Consider the following 19,707-nt stretch of genomic DNA (forward strand, 5'->3'; position numbering starts at 1 on the left):
TGAGGGAACGGGGAGCCGGGAAAAAAGCTGGCCACTTTATTTTGAGCTGACTTTTATGGCTGGAAAGGATACAAAAGTTAAAATTATGAAAGAACAGATACACGGCGGAGATGTGTACCGTCATAAAAATGTGCTGGATTTCTCATCAAACATGAACCCACTGGGGACGCCGCCCGGAGTGATAAAAGCGGCGGCGGAAAGCATGAAGTCGGTCTGCAATTATCCGGATATCAGGTATGAAGAGCTGGCAGGAAGGCTGTCAGAGTATGAGCGGGTGCCGGCAGAATGGCTGATCTGTGGAAATGGGGCGGCCGAACTGATCTTTACTCTGGTTCTTGCCCTGAAGCCAAGCCATGCGCTGCTGATGGCCCCCACATTTGCCGAATATGAGCAGGCCCTGAGGGTTGTGGGCTGTGACATTGCCTATCATGAACTGAAGGAAGGGGATGGATATGCTCTGACCGGCGATATTCTGGATGAAATTCTGCTGCATCTGGATCTGGTGATCCTGTGCAATCCCAATAATCCAACGGGGCTGCTGGCAGAGCCTGAACTCATGAGCCGTATTGTAAAGCGTTGCAGGGAAACGGGCACTTTTCTGGTGATTGACGAGTGTTTTCAGGATTTTATAGAGGACAGAGACAGACATACAAAGAAAAATATGCTGGGAGAATATCAGAATTTATTTTTGCTTAAAGCATTCACCAAGCGGTACGCCATGGCGGGAATCCGGCTGGGATATGGACTTTGTTCAAACCTGGCGGTGCTGGAGAAAATGCAGGAGGCTGTGCAGCCATGGAATGTGTCGATACCGGCTCAGGCAGCCGGAGTGGCGGCCCTTGAAGAAGAGGAATATGTGGATGAGGCGAGGCAGATCATCGGGGCGGAGAGGGAGTTTCTGCGGGACGGGCTGCGGCAGCTCGGATTTTCAGTCTATGACTCCCGGGCGAATTATATTTTCTTCCGGGGTCCCTCAGGCCTTGTGGAGCACGCGCTTAAAAAACAGGTGCTGATCAGGGACTGCAGCAATTACAGGGGCCTTTCCGAAGGATATTACAGGGTGGCTGTCAGAACCCATGAGGAGAACATAAAATTGCTGGAAGCACTGGCATAAGGAGGAAAAAGATGGCGAAGGCGATCATGATACAGGGGACCATGTCAAATGCTGGAAAGAGTCTGATTGCAGCGGGACTATGCAGGATTTTTCATCAGGACGGGTACCGGGTAGCGCCGTTTAAGGCGCAGAATATGGCTCTGAATTCTTTTATCACGAAGGAAGGGCTGGAGATGGGCAGAGCCCAGGTGATGCAGGCAGAGGCAGCGGGCGTTGTGCCTTCTGTGCGGATGAATCCCATTTTACTGAAGCCTACTAATGATACGGGCTCACAGGTGATAGTAAACGGGGAAGTTCTGGGGAATATGGACGCCAGGTCCTATTTTGCCTACAAGAAAAATCTGGTCCCCAAGGTGCAGGAGGCTTATGATTCTCTGGCAGCGGACAACGATATCATAGTGATTGAGGGAGCGGGAAGTCCTGCGGAAATCAACCTGAAGGATGACGACGCTTTTGTAAATATGGGCATGGCAAAGCTGGCACAGGCTCCGGTCCTGCTGGTGGGAGACATCGACCGGGGAGGAGTATTCGCCCAGCTGGTCGGTACGGTGGAACTGCTGGAGGAGGATGAGCGGAGCCTGGTCAAGGGACTGGTGATTAACAAGTTCCGGGGAGATAAGACGATTCTCGATCCTGGGGTTGCCATGCTGGAGGAGCGGGCCGGCATACCGGTGGTGGGTGTGGCACCCTATCTGAATATAGAGGTTGAGGATGAAGACAGCCTGACTGAACGGTTCAACGGGAATCAGGAGGTGGGGCTGATTGATATTGCAGTGGTCCGGATACCGAGGATTTCTAATTTCACGGATTTCAACCCCTTTGAGCGCATGCCGGGAGTTTCTCTCAGGTATGTGCAGAGGGTGGGAGATCTGAAGAACCCGGATATGATTATCCTTCCGGGAACGAAGAATACCATGGAGGATCTGCTGTGGATGCGCCAGAACGGGATGGAGGCTGCAATCCTGAAGGCAGCGGCCTCCGGAACGATTATTTTCGGAGTATGCGGAGGATATCAGATGCTGGGAGAGACGCTGGCCGACCCGTTGGGGGTAGAGGCAGGAGGAACGATCAAGGGAATGAGCCTGCTTCCGATGGATACGGTATTTGCCGGACAAAAGACCCGTACCAGAGTTAACGGGGCCTTTGAAGCTGTCGGGGGAATTCTGAAGGAGCTTTCCGGTGTGGAACTGGAGGGCTATGAGATCCACATGGGTGTGAGCACCCTGAAGAACGGCGCACTTCCATTGACCGCCATCACAGATACGAACAGTGAGGAGAGCGGGCAAAAAGCTGACGGAGCTCAATTTGAAAATATATACGGATCTTATGTGCACAGCATTTTTGACCGGGAGCTGGTGGCTGAGAAAATCGTAGAGGCAATTGGGAGAGAAAAAGGGATCGATACGGAACAGATGACGGGGGTGGACTATCAGGCGTTTAAGGAAAGCCAGTATGAGCTGCTGGCCGACAGCCTGAGAAAACACCTGGACATGGAAAAGATATATCAAATACTGGAGCAAGGGGTTTGAAGATGAAATACGAGATAGAATTAGAAAATGTGAAACCGATGGACATTGAAAGCAGGAGCTTTGAGATGATTACAGAGGAGCTGGGAGATAAAAAGCTGATTCCCGGTACAGAGCTGATCGTTAAACGGTGCATACATACCAGCGCTGATTTTGAATACGCAGATAACCTGTGTTTTTCTGAAGGTGTGGTGCAGAAAGCCATGGACGCTATCAAAGAAGGCGCGTGGATTGTGACGGATACCCAGATGGGAAAGGCCGGCATCAATAAAAAATCCCTGGCCAGGTATGGCGGAGAAGTCTGCTGCTTTATGGCGGATGAGGATGTGGCGGAAGAGGCCAGAGAAAGGGGTGTCACCCGTGCTGTGGTCAGCATGGAAAAGGCCGCGAAGCTCCAGAAAAAGCTGATCTTTGCCATCGGCAATGCGCCTACGGCACTGATCCGTCTCTATGAGCTGATCGAGAACGGAGAGCTTACCCCAGAGCTGGTGATCGGTGCTCCGGTTGGGTTTGTAAACGTGGTGCAGTCCAAGGAGCTGATCATGAAGGCGCCGGTTCCCTATATCGTGGCCAGAGGACGAAAGGGAGGGAGTAATATAGCCGCCTGCATCTGCAACGCCTTATTATACATGATCAACAACGAGAGATAAAAAAAGGCAGTACAGGCTGTGGATTTACTCTGGTATGGGAGACAGGAGATGAAAAACGGTAAATTAATAAGGACTGCATTCATTGCTTTGGCAATGGTGCTCGCCGCAGGATTTGCAGGCTGCAAAAAGAGGACAGAATGCGAGATATGCGGCGAAACAAAGTCCTGCCAGGAGCAGGAGTATCTGGGACAGAAAATTATGATCTGCGATGGCTGTAAAGCTTCCATAGATTCTCTGGGAGAGATGTTTGACTGATTCTCTTTCAAAGATGGAGAAGCAGAAAAAGATTCAGCATGTGTAAAAATTGCACATACTGAATCCTTTTTGTTTCTTTGCGGATACCTATTAAGGCCGGGCAGCGATCGCGTCCCGCACATGGTTCAGGAAGAGCTGGCGGACGCTCTTGTATTCTCCCAGTCCCTTCAGCACGCAGGTGACAGGAAGGCCCTCCGCCTCCAACTGGCACCGCCAGGATTCCGGGTTGTCTCCGGCCATGTCGTTCTGGGCGTGGTCTCCGGCCACGATCATGAATGGTGCCAGAACTACTCGGCGGGGCTGGAATTCCTTGACCATGTGGAGCAGGGATTCCATGCTGGGATAGGATTCCACTGTGCCCAGGAAAATGTTGGGAAACCCTCTGTCCTTGAAGGTATAATCCAGCGCGGCATAAATGGAATTGGAATAATGGGTGGTGCCGTGGCCCATCAGAACAAGGACCTCGTTATCAGCCAGATCCGGAAATTCCCTATGAATCGCATCGATCATATAATCGGTATCCTCCAGCGTGGTCAGAAGAGGGTTGCCGAAGAGGATGGAATGGAAGTCATCTCTGAAGGCCAGCGCTTCCTGAGTCATCAGGTCATTTTCAATCCCGTTGATGACGTGGGTGGGCTGTACGACCACGTCAGTAATCCCGTCGGAATGCATTCTCCGGAAGGCTTCTGTTACAGTGTCATAATGGATGTTATCACGCTTTTTCAGCTTTCGCAGAATCATTTTACTGGTCCAGGCTCTGTAAATCACGTAATCGGGGTAGGCTTCGCCTATTTCCTGCTCTATGGCATCGATGGTTACCTTACGGGTTTCCTCGTAACTTGTGCCAAAGCTGACGACCAGAATCGCCTTTTTGGTCTCTGCAAAGGTTTTTGTTGTGGTAACAGAGGAGTTGACAGGGATTTCGGCAATATATTGTTCCAGCTTCTCCAGAGTAGTGGGAACCGGCAGGGTAGATTTCAGAATCCCTTTTTTACACAGACTGTCGAAGAGCTGCAGGGCGGCCGGCTGTTCCAGGTTGGTCTGGGCCAGGGCTGTCCGGTTGGAGAATACGTCTGCCGGGGAACCGTGCATCATTAGCCGTCCGTCCTTCAGCAGCATGATTTCATCCGCCCATTCAAAAGCATAATTGACGTCATGAGTTGCCATCAGTACGGTGATGCCCTGTGCGGTCATTTTGTCCACGGCCTGGTTCACCATGGTGGTATGCCTGGGGTCCAGGGCGGCGGCCGGCTCGTCCAGAATGATGATGTCCGGATGCATGACCAGGATATCTGCGATGGAAACCTGTTTTTTCTGGCCCCCGCTCAGCGCATGGGTGGGCTTGTTGCGGAAAGGGGAGATTTCCATTTCGTCAATGACACGCTCCACTTCCAGCTTAGCCTCTTCTTCCGTTTTTCCCAGGTTCAGGATACCAAAGGAAATCTCCTGATAGACGCTGGCAGAAAAAAGCTGATTATCCGGGTCCTGGAATACGATCCCGACTTTTTGGCGGAGCTTTAGCAGCCCGTCACGGGAATAATCCACCGGTTCCCCGTTGAAATAGAGGGTGCCTGAGGAGGGCTTGTGTATGCCGTTGCAGCATAGAAAAAAGGTGGATTTTCCAGAACCGTTGGCGCCCATGAAAGCGATTTTTTTGCCTCTGCGGATCTCCAGGGACAGGCCGTTGAGAGAATGGGATTTTTCGTCGTCATAGGAAAAGTAGAGGTTGTCGGCCTTAATGATTACATCGTTCATCGTAATTTACTCCATATCGTCAGTATTAACAGCAGTATTTCAAAACAGGCGATGCCCGCGATTTCTTTTGCCTTAGGCGGATAATTCTCAGTGAGCACATGGATGGTTCCGTCATAGCAGCGGGATTCCATGGCGTCATAGAGTGCCCCGGATTTCTTCATGGCCCGGACGAAGAGGACAGATACCATTCCTCCGAAGGATTTGCAGGAGGTTTTGAAATCCCTGTTCCCCAGGCGGGAATTCTGAGAGGTCAGGATGTTTCCGGCAACCTCCAGAAGTACGAAAATATACCTGTATATCAGCAGCATCAGTTCAATGATCAAACCAGGCACGTGTAGTTTCCTGAGTTCATTCAGTATATCTGTCATCGGAGTATTCAGGGACAGAAAATACAGGCAGGAGACGCTGGCCAGGGCGGTGAAAATCAACTGCAGCCCGCCGTATACGGAATGCCAGCTGCTGGTGATGTAAATGCTGCCGACTGGAATCGCATAAGCGTCCAGCGGTGTTTTTGAGAAGTTGATGAGTATTGCGAGAGTGGACAACAGAAGGAATACCAGGGGGATCATCAGCAGCTTCCAGTAACGGAAGAACGGGATTCCGCCCTTTCCGACTGTCAGAATCCCGTTCACTATAAGGACGAGAACAGCCATGAGAATCGAACGGCTGATGATACACATACAGAGTGTGATCAGCGCGAAAGCAAATTTCTCACCGGCGTTCACATACCTTAATTTAGAGTTGTAACATAGTTTATCGATCACTATCATGGAATGAATTCCTCTGGAGTTCTATACAGCTTGCCTATAGTTCCTCGCTCACTTTGCCGAGCTTCTTGCGTTCATAAAATCTGCCGATGAAGAAACAGAGAATCCCCACTCCCAGGCCGGTCTGCACGCAGAAGAGAAGGCTTTCGATCTCACCGGGAAGCTCTCCGCCGATGGCTGATTCCAGAACCGGGGTAAACCATGGTTCGTAACCAGGAGACATTTCTTCCACAACCTGGCTTCCGGCGTCATCGGAACCGCCGAATTCGGCGCCTCTCAGAGCGAAAAACGGGATGATGGCAATTAAAGCGGCTACTATTAATAAGATGATTACAGTCTTTTTATTCTTACTCATTCTGCTGCCTCCTTCATAAAGCCGATGGACTTCAGTTCCTTCGCTGCGAAGGACTCCATGGCGATGATGATTACAACGGTCAGGATGCCTTCGATCACTGCCAGCGGCACCTGGGTGGGTGCAAAGACGGCAAGGAATTTTCCAAAGGATGCACCGACGCCGCCCGCCTCTGAAGGATGGGCGATTGCCAGCTGGAAGGCGGTTACACAGTATGTAAAAAGATCACCGATGGCGGCAGCCAGAAATACGCTGATTCTGCGGTTCGCCTTGCATTTTCTGCAGACAGCGTAGATACCGAAGGATACCAGGGGTCCGGCAATTGCCATAGAAAAGCAGTTGGCGCCGAGGGTGGTCAGTCCGCCGTGTGCCAGCAGGATCGCCTGGAACAGCAGGACAATGATTCCCAAAACGCTGACGGTAGCCGGTCCGAAGAGAATTGCCCCGAGCCCGGTTCCGGTCATATGAGAGCAGCTCCCGGTTACTGACGGGATCTTCAATGAAGAAATAACAAAGATGAACGCCCCGGATATTGCGATCAGCGTCAGGGCTCTCCGGTTTTCCTTCACCGTCTTGTTAATCTTAAAAAATCCTGCCAGTAAAAAGGGAATACAGATTACTCCCCAGAGGATACAGTAGGACGGCGGCAGGTATCCCTCCATAATGTGCATGGCATTGGCAGCAGGCACAATGCCGAAGCAGAGGGCCAGGGCGGCGGCCAGTACAACGAGTTTCTTTTGTTTCTTGCTCATACATTTCTCCTTTCATTCTGAGCCGGCTCCATTCTTCCGGCGGCACGCAATTTGCGCACAAAAAAAGCCGCATCTGACTGCTTGGATTTAGATGGGCCCAGACAGCCGGAAACGGGCTGTCTTACGCCTTGTCATCGCACGTAACAATGGCATAATTACATACAATGGGTAGGTCTTCTGACTCATGCATCATCATCTTTACCGTCTTCCCGGTTGCCCAGTGACATATGTGGCAAAGACTACGCAATTACAGCGGCGTGACCGTGCGGGATTCTAACCCGGCTTCCCTATTATCCTGTGGAATGAAACACAGACACCTCATTGCATTTAATTGACTTTAGTATATCGGCAAAATGTTTGATTGTCAAGCTGTAAACGCAGGCCCATCCGGTTTTACAAAAATTCAATACACAATTATTTCACAATATTCTTGACTTTCTAATAAAATGAAGGTATCATAAATAAGATCAAAAGTTTGATATTTTGATCTTTTGCAATTGAATAATAACAGGATACAGTCTGCCGGCGGAAGGCGATAATAGGGAATCCGGTGAAATTACGGAGCCATACGGGAGGGATCCCGATTGTGTGGAAAGCCCACAATTACCTACTGTTTTCTCTAAGAATACATCGATAGGAGGATATGATCGGTGTAGGAGAAGTACGCACAGACTGAATTTAGCAGAGCTTCTCCAATTTAGGAGAAGTTTTTTTGTTTCATAGGAAAGTTCCTCCTATGAAATAAAACCTTCCGGGGGATGCACACGCGCGCTAAGGAAATATGGCCGCTGAGGCGGCAGCGCTCCGGCGCGGGAGTCCGGCAAGCCGGGCTCTTTGTACTTGCAGTGATTATCTGTAATAAAAGGCAGCTTTGCAGGCCCTGGAATAATATTTGCTTAACGGCTGTTCTTATTGCAAAAAATAAAATCATATACTCCGCATCTGAATAAGAGCGGGCAGTGCTGCACCACGGTCAGAGAGTTATCTCTGTTTAAAGGAAACGTTGTAAAGCGACTCATCTTCCGAGCTGTGAATGGGGACAAGGAATGCACAAATGCCACTGGGGTCAAGAAATTCTGGGAAGGCGCATTCTGCGGGTGAACCAAAGCCAGAACACAAAACGTGGGTGATATGCACACTGTGAGCTTTGAAAATGTCTAAGGCAAGAGGACGTTTCTTTTTTGTACCCTTTTTTGCCATATGAGTTTTGGGCAGTGATCACGTGCATTGCCTGTGCTGAAGATTAATCCTAAAGATGTGGGCTACCTGAGGGAGGGATTTGAGATGGAGGGTGTAATGGTGATAAGCCGCTGCAGCAAAGCGGCAGGGAAAAAAGCATTAAGAGAAAAAGTGTTTTCGATGGACAGCCAGGATACTAAAATTGTAAAATATGCGATGAAAAATAATATTCGGATTCAGGCTGCTAATCTGGAAAATATCCGGCAGATCGGTGAAGAGGCTTTTATGGGATGTACTTCCCTGAATACTGTCCGTTTGGAGAATTTGAGAAAAATTGACAAGAGAGCCTTCAGTGGCTGCAGCAAGCTGAAAAAGCTTCACTTTCCATCTTCTCTTTATAAAATACAGTCAGGAGCATTTCAGAACAACAAAAGGCTGCAGACAGTAATATTTCGAAAAGCATGTGGTATGAGGCTATTGGATAGTGAAGTGTTTTCAGGATGTGCAGGTCTTAGGGACATTCGATTTCCCGGAAAGCTTGAGGAGATTGGAAGCCGGACATTCTATAAATGTGTTGCGTTGTCGCGGATAGAATTGCCGCTGACTCTGAAGCGAATTGGCAAAGAGAGCTTTTATCAATGCGGACTCAATGAATTAGAATTGCCGGAAGGTCTGTTGGAAATAGGAGAAGGGGCGTTTTTGAAATGTAAAAGCCTTGACTACATATATATTCCGGATACAGTTCAGAAAATTGGGAAATGGGCGTTTCACGGCTGCTCCCGTTTAAAGGTGCTGGAGATTAATCATGATCCTGCAGAGATCGGAGAATGGATTACGAATAAGAACTGCACCATCCGCTGCCCGGAAGGCAGTAAAATGGAAGCGTATGCAAGAGCGTATGGAATGCTGGTAGAATATTATTGACAATCTATTTCACCTCACACTATAATAAGAGCGTAGGCCTGAAAGGCCTGCGCTTTGTTAATTAAACCGAGCAGGGTCTGCCTGATATGTGTTCAGGCTTTAAAGGAATCAGGTGAGAAGCCTGAACGATCCGGTCACTGTATACAGCCATGAGGCGCGCTTCAGGCTGTGAGTCAGGAACTTGCCCTGCAGGATGAAGATAGAGTTTCCACGGAAAGCTGATATCTTTATGGTGAAGAATGTTCGCCGTATTATGCCTGCTTTTGCAGGCTTTTTTCTTCCGCGGGAAAGTTCTGCAGAATTCTTTTTCGGAATGAAAGTATAGATTGGGAGGATACATAAGATGAGTATACGGATGCTGGGGATTGACCATAATCTGGCCCCGGTGGATATAAGAGCGGTTTTCTCTTTCACGAAGAAGAACGCGGTAGCCGCCATGGAGCTGCTGAAAAAAGAGGCGAAGGTGGAAGGCTGCATTATCTTGTCCACCTGTAACCGGATGGAATTGTGGGTCAGCGTGCCGGAGGAATGGGAGGGCTCTCTTCTGGAAGAGCTCTGCCGGATAAAAGGAGTAGATCCCACAGAGTTTGCCGGATATTTTGTGGAGCGTGCGGAGGAAGAAGCTGTTTCCCATCTGTTCCATCTGACTTGCGGCCTGAAGTCCATGATTTTAGCGGAGGATCAGATTATTTCCCAAGTCAGGGACGCTCATGCCCTGGCGAGAGAGTATTATTTTACAGATGGGGTTCTGGAAGTTTTGTTCCGGAAGGCTGTGACGGCCGCTAAAAAGGTGAAAACAGATGTGGTGTTTACCCGTGCCAGCGAGACTGCTGTCGACCGTGCGGTTATCATGCTGGAAAATCAGGGCTTTTCCCTGAAGGGGAAAAAATGCATGGTCATCGGCAACGGTGAGATGGGTAAGCTTGCAGCCCAGACGCTTGCAGGCAAGGGGGCAGATGTGACGGTCACGGTCCGGCAGTACAGGAGCGGCGTCGTTCAGATACCGAGAGGCTGCAGCCGGATTGATTACGGAGAGAGGATGGAGCTGTTTCCCCGGTGCGAGCTGGTGGTCAGCGCCACGGCCAGTCCCAATTATACTCTGAGGATGGAGCTTCTAGAGCAGATCAGCCTTGAGAAGCCTGTGATATTGATCGACCTGGCGGTGCCCAGGGATATTGAGCCGGAGATCGGCGGCCTTCCGCAGGTGACCCTGTATGATATTGATGATTTTAAAAGTCAGGAAGACGCAGAAAATGCGGATGCTTATGAAAAAGCAGAATATATTCTTAAAGAAGAGATGGGAGAATTTTATGCCTGGCTGGGCGGCAGGGACTTGATACCGAGAATTCAGATGATCCAGCAGGACGCCGTGACAGATCTGAACCTGCGAATCCAGAAGGTCATCCGTAAACTTCCCATGGAAGGAAAAGATCAGGAAAAGCTTCTGAAAAGCATTGATACTGCCGCAGGGAAGGTGGTGGGGAAGATGATGTTCGGGCTTCGGGATTTCCTGGAAAAAGATTCTTTTCTGGAGTGCATGGATGGATTGGAGAAGCTGTATGAAACAGGAGAGTAGTTATTTTCCGGTTTTTATTGATTTAAGCGATAAGAAAATCGTAGTGGTCGGCGGCGGAACAATCGCCTGCCGGCGGATTAAGACGCTGCTTCCTTTTGTGGAGTGTTTAACCGTTGCAGCTCCGGTTATTCTGCCGGAGCTGCAGGAACTGGCATTGAGTAAAAGAATCTGCTGGGTTCAGGAGCGTTACAGGAGAGAACAGATCCTGGACGCGGATCTGGTGCTGGCCTGTACGGATGACGAACAGATTAATGATGAGATTTACAGCGTTTGCAGGTGTCTTGGGATCATGGTAAATGTGTGCAGTGACCGGAGAAAGTGTGATTTCTATTTTCCGGGAATCGTGAAGAAAGAAGATGTGGTTGTGGGAATCACTGCCAACGGAAAGGATCATAAGAGAGCGAAAGAGGTCCGTGAAAAAATTGAAGATCTTCTGGAGGAGGAGCAAAAAAAGTGGAAATAAAGAAAAAATTTGTGATCGGCAGCCGGGAAAGCGCCCTTGCGGTGGTTCAGAGCCGGATGGTGCTGGCTTATTTGAAGGAGCACTGCCCGGAGCTGGAGCCGGAGCTGCTGACCATGAAGACAACGGGGGATAAAATACTGGACCGGAGGCTGGATCAGATCGGCGGTAAAGGCCTGTTTGTCAAGGAGCTGGATAGGGCGCTGGGTGAGAAGAGGAGTGATCTGTCAGTCCACAGCCTGAAAGACTTGCCCATGGAGGTCCCGGAAGAGCTTCCGGTGGTCTATTACTCGAAAAGGGAGGACCCCAGGGATGTCCTGGTGCTGCCGGAGGGCCGGAAAACACCGGATCTGTCTCTTCCCATCGGGACCTCTTCTCTGCGGAGAATACTGCAGCTTCAGGAAATCTATCCGGGGGCACGGTTTGAGAGCGTGAGGGGTAACCTGCAGACGCGTTTACGCAAGCTGGATGAAGGCCAGTACGGTGCCATCATTCTTGCGGCGGCCGGCATGAAGCGCATGGGCTATGAGGACCGGATCAGCCGTTATTTTTCGATTGATGAGGTGATTCCCTCCGCCGGCCAGGGGATTCTGGCGCTTCAGGGGCGTAAGGGAGAAGATTACACCTTTTTGGAGGGCTTTTCAGACAGGGAGGCCTTTTATGCGGCTGCGGCTGAACGTGCCTTTGTGCGCTGGCTGGATGGGGGATGCTCATCTCCGATCGCGGCTCATGCGCAGATTTCCGGGGATATCCTGGAGTTGTGGGGCCTTTATTATGAAGAAGAGACCAGGACCTGCCGGAAGGGCAGAAAAACAGGCCCGGTGTGTCAGGCGGCGGCTATTGGGATTGAACTGGCGAGAGAACTTTCGGAGGCCGGGGAGAAAGATTGTGTGGCAGAGGAGCACAGCGCAGCGGCAGGCCAGGTCAGAGAAAACGGCGGCGGCCGGAATAGGACAGGAGAGGAGAAAGACAGATGAGTACAGGAAAAGTTTGGCTGGTGGGCGCAGGCCCCGGGGACTGCGGACTGTTTACTTTAAAGGGGTATCAGGTGCTGATGCAGGCGGATGTGGTAGTCTATGACAGCCTGGTGGGAGACGGCGTGCTGGCGATGATCCCGGATACGGCGGTCACCATAAATGTAGGCAAGAGAGCCAGCCATCATACGATGGTTCAGGAGGAGATTAACCAGGTGCTGCTGCGGGAGGCAGAGGCCGGGCACAGGGTGGTCCGCCTGAAGGGAGGCGACCCTTTCCTGTTCGGGCGTGGCGGAGAAGAGCTGGAGCTTCTCACGGAAAGAGGGATTCCCTATGAGGTGGTGCCGGGAGTCACGTCGTCTATCGCAGTGCCTGCCTATAACGGGATTCCGGTTACTCACAGGGATTTTACGTCCTCTCTTCATATCATCACCGGCCACAAACGGGCGGGAGAGGATTATAATATTAACTTTAAGGCTCTGGTTGAGACGGAGGGAACGCTGGTATTCCTGATGGGGGTTACGGCGCTCCCGGATATCTGCCGGGGCCTTCTGGACGCGGGAATGAATCCAGAAATGCCGGCCGCCATACTCCAGAAGGGAACGACCGCGGGTCAGAAGCGTATTGTTGCGACAGTGGGCACATTACCCGATGAGGTGAAACGCCGGGGAATTGAGACACCCGCGATCATCGTTGTCGGAAAAGTATGCTGCCTGGCCGGAGATTTCGCCTGGTATGAGAGGCTGCCGCTGGCAGGGTATAAGGTTTTGGTGACGCGTCCGAAGGAGTTGATTTCCACCATGTCGGAGAGGCTCCGCGCCCAGGGGGCGGAGGTCCTTGAGCTGCCGGCTATTGAGACTGTGCCGGTCCCTGACAATCTAAGGCTCAGAGAGGCCTGTGCCAATCTGGAACAATATCAGTGGATTGCGTTTACCAGCCCCACTGGAGTTAGGGTTTTCTTCGATGCGCTGAAAGTATTTGAGACTGACGTACGGAAACTGGCACATATGAAGGTGGCGGCTATCGGTGAGGGGACGCGGAAAGCTCTGCAGGAAAGGGGATTTTTTGTGGACCTGATGCCTGAGGTTTATGACGGCGCCGCCCTGGGCGCTGCTCTGGCCGCTGTATGCGGCAGGGATGAACAGATCCTTCTTCCGAGAGCAGAGGCCGGAAGCATGGAAATCCTGGATCAGCTGGCTGGTTTTCAGGTGGATGATATACCCACCTATCAGACGGTATACAGGAGACAGGAATTCATAGACGAGGCCCGGCTGTTTGATGAGGGAAATGTAGACTGTGCCGTATTTACCAGCGCATCCACGGTAAAGGGATTTGTTGAGGCAACTCCGGGGCTTGATTATTCCAGAGTGACTGCTGCCTGTATCGGCAGGCAGACAAAAGCCTGCGCAGATTCCTTCGGAATGAAAACTTATATGTCTGAAAAAGCAACTATTGACAGCCTGGTACGGCTGGTGATAGAACTAAGGAAGGAATAGGAGGCATTCATTATGGATATGATTAAAAGGCCGCGCCGGCTGCGCGGAAGTGAAGTTTTGAGGAAGATGGTGAGGGAAACCAGGATGGATAAATCTTCCCTGATCTATCCGTTGTTCGTGAAAGAGGGAACGGGAATTAAGGAAGAGATTCCCTCCATGCCAAACCAGTACAGGTACAGCCTCGATGTTCTTCCGGAGAAGCTGGCAGAGCTTGCGGACGCAGGAGTTACAAGCGTGATGCTGTTTGGAATTCCTGATGTGAAAGACCCGGTGGGTTCGGGGGCCTATGCGGAGGACGGAATCGTTCAGAAGGCCCTTCGCGCGGCAAAGGCGGAAGTGCCGGATCTATATTATATCACAGACGTGTGCATGTGTGAGTATACCTCTCACGGGCATTGCGGAGTGCTCTGCGGCAGTGAGGTTAATAACGACGAAACCCTGAAGCTGCTGGCTAAGACGGCCCTGTCACATGTGCAGGCAGGCGCCGACATGGTAGCGCCTTCAGATATGATGGACGGAAGGGTGCTGGCGATCCGGAATACACTTGATGACAATGGGTTTCAGAATATACCCGTCATGTCCTATGCGGTAAAGTATGCTTCAGCTTTTTACGGTCCCTTCCGTGAGGCTGCCGGTTCTGCGCCGTCCTTCGGCGACCGGAAAAGTTATCAGATGGATTTCCATAACAGCCGGGAAGGCATCAGGGAGGCCATGCTGGATGTGGAAGAGGGAGCGGATATTATCATGGTAAAACCGGCCATGTCATTCCTGGATATGGTTACAAAGGTGCGGGACGTGGTATCTGTGCCGGTGGCGGCTTACAGCGTCAGCGGAGAATACGCCATGGTAAAGGCTGCTGCTGCCAGGGGATGGATTGATGAGGAACGGATCATCTGCGAGATGGCGGCGTCGGTTTACCGTGCGGGCGCACAGATTTATTTGACTTATTATGCGGAAGAGCTGGCCAGATTCATGGATGAAGGGAGGATCGGCTGATGGGAAAATCTGAAGAACTGATGGAACGCGCGCTAAAATATATCCCCGGCGGCGTCAATTCGCCGGTGCGCGCTTATGGAAATGTGGGAATGACGCCCAGGTTTATCCAGGGAGCCACAGGCCCCTATATTTTCGACGCGGATGGGGAAAAATATATAGATTATATCTGTTCGTGGGGACCTATGATTTTGGGACATAACGGGCAGAGGGTATTGAAAAAGGTGGTCAGGGCCTGTGAGGATGGCCTGAGCTTCGGGGCGCCTACGGAGATTGAGGTGGACATGGCAGAGTTTATCTGCGAACATATCCCCCATATTGAGATGGTCCGCATGGTGAATTCCGGTACGGAGGCAGTCATGAGCGCGATTCGGGCGGCCAGAGGCTATACGGGAAGAAATAAGATCATTAAGTTTTCCGGCTGTTATCACGGACACAGCGACTGTCTGCTGGTGGACGCCGGATCAGGCCTGATGACTGCGGGGATCCCGGGAAGCGCAGGTGTCCCTGAGGGCTGTACCAGGGATACGCTGACGGCGGCATACAATGATCTTCCCAGCGTGGAAAGACTGTTTGAGGCCAATCCTGGTGAGATTGCGGCAGTGATCGTGGAGCCGGTCGCGGCCAACATGGGGGTTGTGCTGCCTGAGAATGGATTTCTGGAAGGACTGAGGCAGATCTGTACGAACGAAGGGGCGCTTCTGATCTTTGACGAGGTGATTACCGGTTTCAGGCTGGCCTTTGGAGGGGCTGCGGAGAAATTTGGCATTGCGCCGGATCTGGTGACTTACGGGAAAATCATCGGAGGCGGCATGCCGGTGGGTGCCTATGGCGGCCGGCATGAGGTCATGGAGATGGTGGCGCCGCTGGGTCCGGTCTATCAGGCGGGAACTCTGAGCGGCAATCCGGTGGCAATGGCGGCCGGCCTGGAGCAGCTGCATATACTCTGGGAGCATCCCGAATACTATACAGAACTGGAAAAGAAGGGTGAAAAGCTCTACGGCCGGATGGAGGAACTGGTTAAGCTGTACGGCGCACCGTGTACGGTGAACGCGGCCGGATCTCTGGGCTGTGTCTTTTTCACGGATTCTAAGGTTACGAATTATACCATTGCCAAGACCGCGGATACTGTGGAATTCGCGAGGTATTTTAAATATATGCTGGATCGCAGGATACATTTGGCTCCTTCGCAATTTGAGGCAATGTTCCTCTCAGAGGCGCATACGGATGATAATATCGAAGAAACCCTGGAAGCATTTGAAGGCTATCTGAAGACAAGAGAGTGAGGAGAGCAGGAGACATCATATGACAGTGACACCGGAAGATTTGGGAGTGCTGGCGGCGATTGGAATTTTGATTCTCGCATTTGTAGTAATTGCACTTCGCGAAAGAAGCAGGCAGAAATCATTTTTCAGGAATAAGATCCGCCGGGACTGGGGCAAGCCTCCGGAAGGTGAATGGACGGCAGAAGAGCTGGACAGCATCTCTCATTATACCAGGAGACGGAGTGAGGGGCGGTTTCAGATTGATGATATCACCTGGAATGACCTGGATATGGACGAGGTTTTCCTGCAGATGAATCATACGGTATCATCCTGCGGGGAGGATTATCTTTATTCTATGCTAAGACTTCCGGAATTTAACCCGGAGGTTCTGGATGAACGGAACCGGCTGGCTGAGTTTTTCCGAACCAGGGAGAAGGAGAGGGAGCAGGTACAGATGATGCTGCGCATCATTGATAAGCGGAAAGGTTACTCTGTTTCCGATTATATTGATGCCTTGTCCTCTGTGCCTCACAAGAGCATCGTGAAATATGTCCTGATGGCTGTGGCCAGTCTGGTATCCATTATCATGTTCTTTATTTCACCGTTAGCCGCGGTTTTTCTTCTGATTTTGACAATGGCGGTGAATGGGATCACACACTACAGGGAGAGCCAGGAGATCGAGAAATATCTTTCATGCCTCTCCTGCGTTCTTCGGATTCTGAAAGCATCTGAAGAAATCAGTAAATGCAGAATTCCGGAGATCGGAGGTTATGCGGAACGGATCAGGAGCAGCGCTTCGGGTCTTCAGAAGATACGGAGAAAATGCGTGACTCTGGTGAGCGCGAAGGGAGTTGATCTGGGCTTTGCAGCGATCATGTCTTATCTCAATAACTTTTTTATGCTGGATTTCATACAGTTCTATTCTGTTCTGAAGGATCTGCAGGGACGGCAGAGGGATATCGACAGCCTGCTGGAGAACATTGGGATTTTGGACAGCGCGATGGCAGTCGCATCCTTCCGGGAATATCTTCCTATCTGGTGCAGGCCGGAATTCACGCCGGGGCCAGCGGTGAGTCTGAAAGCGGACAACCTCTATCATCCGCTGATTTCCAGTCCCGTTGCCAACAGCATAGCGGCGGAAGGAGGAGTTTTACTGACAGGCTCCAACGCTTCCGGCAAATCCACTTTTTTGAAAACGGTGGCGATAAACGCCATACTGGCCCAGAGCATTGACACTTGTATGGCTACGGAGTATTCCTGCGCTATGGTAAAAACCATGACGTCGATGGCCCTGAGAGATGATGTACAGAGCGGCGAAAGTTACTATATCGTGGAGATCAAGTCTCTGAAAAGGATTCTCTCTGAGATCCGGAAGGGTGAACCGATTCTCTGTATCATCGATGAAGTTCTCCGCGGGACCAACACTATTGAACGGATTGCGGCTTCTTCTCGGATACTGGCGTCTCTCCATGAGACAAATGTGCTGCCGTTTGCTGCAACGCATGACATAGAGCTTACTTATATCCTGGAGGACGTGTACCATAACTACCACTTCGAGGAGGAGATCACGGACAGGGATATTAATTTTAACTACCTGTTAAAAAAAGGCAGGGCAGTCAGCCGTAATGCCATCACACTTCTGGAATTTATCGGTTATGATAAGAAAATTGTCAGCGAGGCCCGGGCGGCCGCGGCTGATTTTGAGGCGGCGGGCGTCTGGAAGCGTCTGGGGCCCCCCGTCCCACTTAGCTGACGGAAATGATTTTAATAATTTACAAGGAGGTAACAGATGCTGGTTGAGATATTTACGGACGGTTCCGCCAGAGGGAATCCGGATGGGCCTGGTGGATACGGCTGCGTCCTGCACTATCGGGACGGCAGGGGTCAGCTCCATGAGAGGGAGCTGTCGCAGGGATATGTAAAAACCACCAACAACCGGATGGAGTTGATGGCGGCTATCGCAGGACTGGAGGCTCTGAACCGTCCCTGTGAAGTGCGGCTGTATTCTGATTCTAAGTATCTGGTGGATGCATTTAATCAGCACTGGATTGACTCCTGGATACAAAAAGGCTGGAAGAGAGGTAAAAATGAGCCTGTTAAAAATGTTGACCTCTGGAAGCGTCTGCTGAAGGCTAAGGAACCGCACCAGGTTACTTTTTGCTGGGTAAAGGGCCATGACGGCCATGAAATGAATGAGAGATGTGACGCCCTGGCGACTGGCGCCGCAGATGGCGGCGGACTGCTTGAGGACCCTGGCAGCCCGCCTGCGGACAGTTAATTTGATTTCTCATGAGTTCTTTGAGCGAGCTGCCGGAGATCTGGAACGGCAGCCAGCACCGGATAGAGGAGCAGCGAAAGAACCAATCCTCCTGCGCCCTGTATCATGTTGGAGGGGACGCTGCCGAGGGCGCCGGCGGCGCCATATATGACAGATTCAAAACAGTAATAACCTCCGGCCACCAATACAAGATCTGCCACGCCTCCCAATCCTACGCACAGATAGCGGCTGCGCGGGTTTTTTCCGGCTTTGGAGAAGATCAGCCCGCAGATGAAGGCAACCAGCCCTTTAATGATGAAGGTGATGGGGGCATAGAGTAAATAGCCTCCGGTCAAGTCTGCCAGGGCGGAGCCGATGCCCCCCGCAAGCAGGCCATAGACAGGGCCGAGGAATACGCCTGACAGAATGACTATCGCATCCCCGGGATGGATATAGCCGTTCGTGCCGGGCGTGGGAATCCGGATGGACAGAGTGGCCACACATGCCAGGGCAGCGAACAGGGCTGAAATAACCAGCAGTTTAAAATTCTTTTTCATATCATTTTCCGCCTTTCATTGGTATATAGCAGTATCATGCAAAGGGCAGATATTTTTAATATCCGCGTTTTGCCACAGGCAGGTGTTGCTGCCCGGACTTTTATAGTAAACAATGTACTGCAAAAATGGTATGATTGAAATATCCAGTTTTTAAAAATATGTGCATACCAGTTTGCTCTGAACCAGGACTGGGTTTGAAAAAATATTGACATTCTGCGGCATCTATTATATGATAAGTCCGTGAAGCCGTAAGAGCTTTGATTTCAATTACATAAATGTAGATACAGTCTGCCAGACGTAAGGCGATAATAGGGAATCCGGTGCAATTCCGGAGCCGAACGGAACTTGTTCCGGTGTGTGGATAGCCCACAATACCTACTGTTTTCTCTATTATTTCTGTTGCTTATATTAGCGACAGCAGAGAATGCGTCTTGGCAGGCTTTTTTGTACTGGAGAAAATGAGTTCTCCATTGTTTTTCAGATGTTTAAAAATAAATAAAGATATGCAAACCCACGGTCAGGCTTAAAATGCCTGTTAAAAGGAAACGTTGAAAAGCGTCTCATTCTTCCGAGCTGTGAATGGGGACAAAGGACGAACAGAACCACTGGGGAGTTTCCCTGGGAAGGACGTCTGGAGGATGAACCAAAGTCAGAACACAAACGTGGAACTGTTATTGCGCATAGATATGATGTGGATGTCCAAGGCAAGAGGAGGTTTCTTTTTTTATGTCCGCCTGCCTGAACGGGTTATAAGATGCTAATAGACAGGCTTCCTATCTGAGGCTTTGTCTTTATGCATAAATCAACAGGCTTTTGAAACAGGGAGAGCGGTGAGCGGACGATTTCGCTGTACGG

At 50.8% G+C, this 19,707-nt stretch carries 18 protein-coding genes and 4 riboswitches; of the genes, 13 read left to right on the top strand and 5 right to left on the bottom strand.

What is annotated here, in order from left to right; translation table 11 throughout:
• Positions 1-85 precede the first annotated feature (85 nt).
• Genes cobD through H9Q79_RS03945 form a run of 4 tightly spaced genes read left to right on the top strand, consistent with a single transcriptional unit; the run spans position 86 to position 3,545 of the window.
• Positions 86-1,114 carry a threonine-phosphate decarboxylase CobD gene (gene cobD / locus H9Q79_RS03930; protein WP_118642820.1) on the top strand — a complete coding sequence of 343 codons (1,029 nt, stop codon included), beginning with the start codon at positions 86-88 and terminating at the stop codon, positions 1,112-1,114.
• An 11-nt stretch (positions 1,115-1,125) separates the two neighbouring features.
• On the top strand, positions 1,126-2,643 hold the full coding sequence (locus tag H9Q79_RS03935; protein ID WP_249329226.1) for a cobyric acid synthase: 1,518 nt from the start codon (positions 1,126-1,128) through the stop codon (positions 2,641-2,643).
• Positions 2,644-2,645: 2 nt separating this feature from the next.
• Entirely contained in the window at positions 2,646-3,290 is a 645-nt protein-coding gene (locus H9Q79_RS03940) for a precorrin-8X methylmutase (RefSeq protein ID WP_118642642.1), read from the top strand.
• A gap of 48 nt (positions 3,291-3,338) precedes the next feature.
• A complete protein-coding gene (locus H9Q79_RS03945; RefSeq protein ID WP_118642644.1) occupies positions 3,339-3,545 on the top strand; it encodes a hypothetical protein in 207 nt (68 codons plus the stop codon).
• A gap of 90 nt (positions 3,546-3,635) precedes the next feature.
• On the opposite strand, the gene H9Q79_RS18330 is transcribed toward H9Q79_RS03945, so the two are convergent.
• From H9Q79_RS18330 to H9Q79_RS03970, 4 genes are read right to left on the bottom strand one after another with little or no spacing between them, the layout of a single operon-like run.
• Positions 3,636-5,300: a sirohydrochlorin cobaltochelatase gene (locus H9Q79_RS18330; protein ID WP_118642646.1), complete on the bottom strand. Its 1,665-nt coding sequence runs from the start codon at positions 5,298-5,300 to the stop codon at positions 3,636-3,638.
• A complete protein-coding gene (gene cbiQ / locus H9Q79_RS03960) occupies positions 5,297-6,070 on the bottom strand; it encodes a cobalt ECF transporter T component CbiQ (RefSeq protein WP_118642648.1) in 774 nt (257 codons plus the stop codon). The genes H9Q79_RS18330 and cbiQ overlap by 4 nt, the downstream gene beginning before the upstream one ends.
• A gap of 34 nt (positions 6,071-6,104) precedes the next feature.
• Positions 6,105-6,422 (bottom strand): energy-coupling factor ABC transporter substrate-binding protein, encoded by a 318-nt coding sequence (locus H9Q79_RS03965; RefSeq protein WP_249329227.1) that lies wholly within the window; start codon positions 6,420-6,422, stop codon positions 6,105-6,107.
• On the bottom strand, positions 6,419-7,171 hold the full coding sequence (locus tag H9Q79_RS03970) for an energy-coupling factor ABC transporter permease (RefSeq protein ID WP_249329228.1): 753 nt from the start codon (positions 7,169-7,171) through the stop codon (positions 6,419-6,421). The genes H9Q79_RS03965 and H9Q79_RS03970 overlap by 4 nt, the downstream gene beginning before the upstream one ends.
• Positions 7,172-7,321: 150 nt before the next feature.
• A riboswitch (cobalamin riboswitch) is annotated at positions 7,322-7,508 on the bottom strand.
• A 616-nt stretch (positions 7,509-8,124) separates the two neighbouring features.
• Positions 8,125-8,310, top strand: a riboswitch (cobalamin riboswitch).
• 145 nt (positions 8,311-8,455) lie between these two features.
• Between H9Q79_RS03970 and H9Q79_RS03975 the strand changes: the two genes are divergently transcribed.
• From H9Q79_RS03975 to rnhA, 9 genes are all read left to right on the top strand, one after another.
• Positions 8,456-9,274 (top strand): leucine-rich repeat domain-containing protein, encoded by an 819-nt coding sequence (locus H9Q79_RS03975; RefSeq protein WP_118642650.1) that lies wholly within the window; start codon positions 8,456-8,458, stop codon positions 9,272-9,274.
• A gap of 56 nt (positions 9,275-9,330) precedes the next feature.
• A riboswitch (cobalamin riboswitch) is annotated at positions 9,331-9,477 on the top strand.
• Positions 9,478-9,617: 140 nt separating this feature from the next.
• Entirely contained in the window at positions 9,618-10,850 is a 1,233-nt protein-coding gene (hemA, locus tag H9Q79_RS03980) for a glutamyl-tRNA reductase (protein WP_249329229.1), read from the top strand.
• Positions 10,834-11,313 carry a precorrin-2 dehydrogenase/sirohydrochlorin ferrochelatase family protein gene (locus H9Q79_RS03985; protein WP_118642652.1) on the top strand — a complete coding sequence of 160 codons (480 nt, stop codon included), beginning with the start codon at positions 10,834-10,836 and terminating at the stop codon, positions 11,311-11,313. Before hemA ends, H9Q79_RS03985 begins: the two co-directional genes overlap by 17 nt.
• Positions 11,310-12,287: a hydroxymethylbilane synthase gene (gene hemC / locus H9Q79_RS03990; protein WP_249329689.1), complete on the top strand. Its 978-nt coding sequence runs from the start codon at positions 11,310-11,312 to the stop codon at positions 12,285-12,287. The genes H9Q79_RS03985 and hemC overlap by 4 nt, the downstream gene beginning before the upstream one ends.
• On the top strand, positions 12,284-13,780 hold the full coding sequence (cobA, locus tag H9Q79_RS03995) for a uroporphyrinogen-III C-methyltransferase (RefSeq protein ID WP_249329230.1): 1,497 nt from the start codon (positions 12,284-12,286) through the stop codon (positions 13,778-13,780). Before hemC ends, cobA begins: the two co-directional genes overlap by 4 nt.
• 12 nt (positions 13,781-13,792) lie before the next feature.
• On the top strand, positions 13,793-14,776 hold the full coding sequence (hemB, locus tag H9Q79_RS04000) for a porphobilinogen synthase (RefSeq protein ID WP_118642656.1): 984 nt from the start codon (positions 13,793-13,795) through the stop codon (positions 14,774-14,776).
• Complete coding sequence (gene hemL, locus H9Q79_RS04005; protein ID WP_249329231.1) at positions 14,776-16,059, top strand: glutamate-1-semialdehyde 2,1-aminomutase; 1,284 nt, start codon at positions 14,776-14,778, stop codon at positions 16,057-16,059. Before hemB ends, hemL begins: the two co-directional genes overlap by 1 nt.
• A gap of 19 nt (positions 16,060-16,078) precedes the next feature.
• Positions 16,079-17,791, top strand: a complete 1,713-nt coding sequence (locus H9Q79_RS04010) for a MutS-related protein (RefSeq protein WP_118642660.1) — start codon at positions 16,079-16,081, stop codon at positions 17,789-17,791.
• Positions 17,792-17,827: 36 nt separating this feature from the next.
• The gene (gene rnhA / locus H9Q79_RS04015; protein ID WP_249329232.1) at positions 17,828-18,316 is read left to right on the top strand and encodes a ribonuclease HI; all 489 of its coding nucleotides are present in this window, start codon (positions 17,828-17,830) and stop codon (positions 18,314-18,316) included.
• Here the strand turns inward: rnhA and H9Q79_RS04020 are convergent.
• Entirely contained in the window at positions 18,313-18,852 is a 540-nt protein-coding gene (locus H9Q79_RS04020) for an ECF transporter S component (protein WP_249329233.1), read from the bottom strand. The genes rnhA and H9Q79_RS04020 overlap by 4 nt on opposite strands.
• 267 nt (positions 18,853-19,119) lie before the next feature.
• Positions 19,120-19,249: riboswitch (cobalamin riboswitch) on the top strand.
• The last annotated feature ends 458 nt before the right edge of the window (positions 19,250-19,707 follow it).

It is taken from the genome of Wansuia hejianensis (assembly GCF_014337215.1).
In the GTDB taxonomy this organism is placed as follows: Bacteria; Bacillota; Clostridia; order Lachnospirales; family Lachnospiraceae; genus Scatomonas; species Scatomonas hejianensis.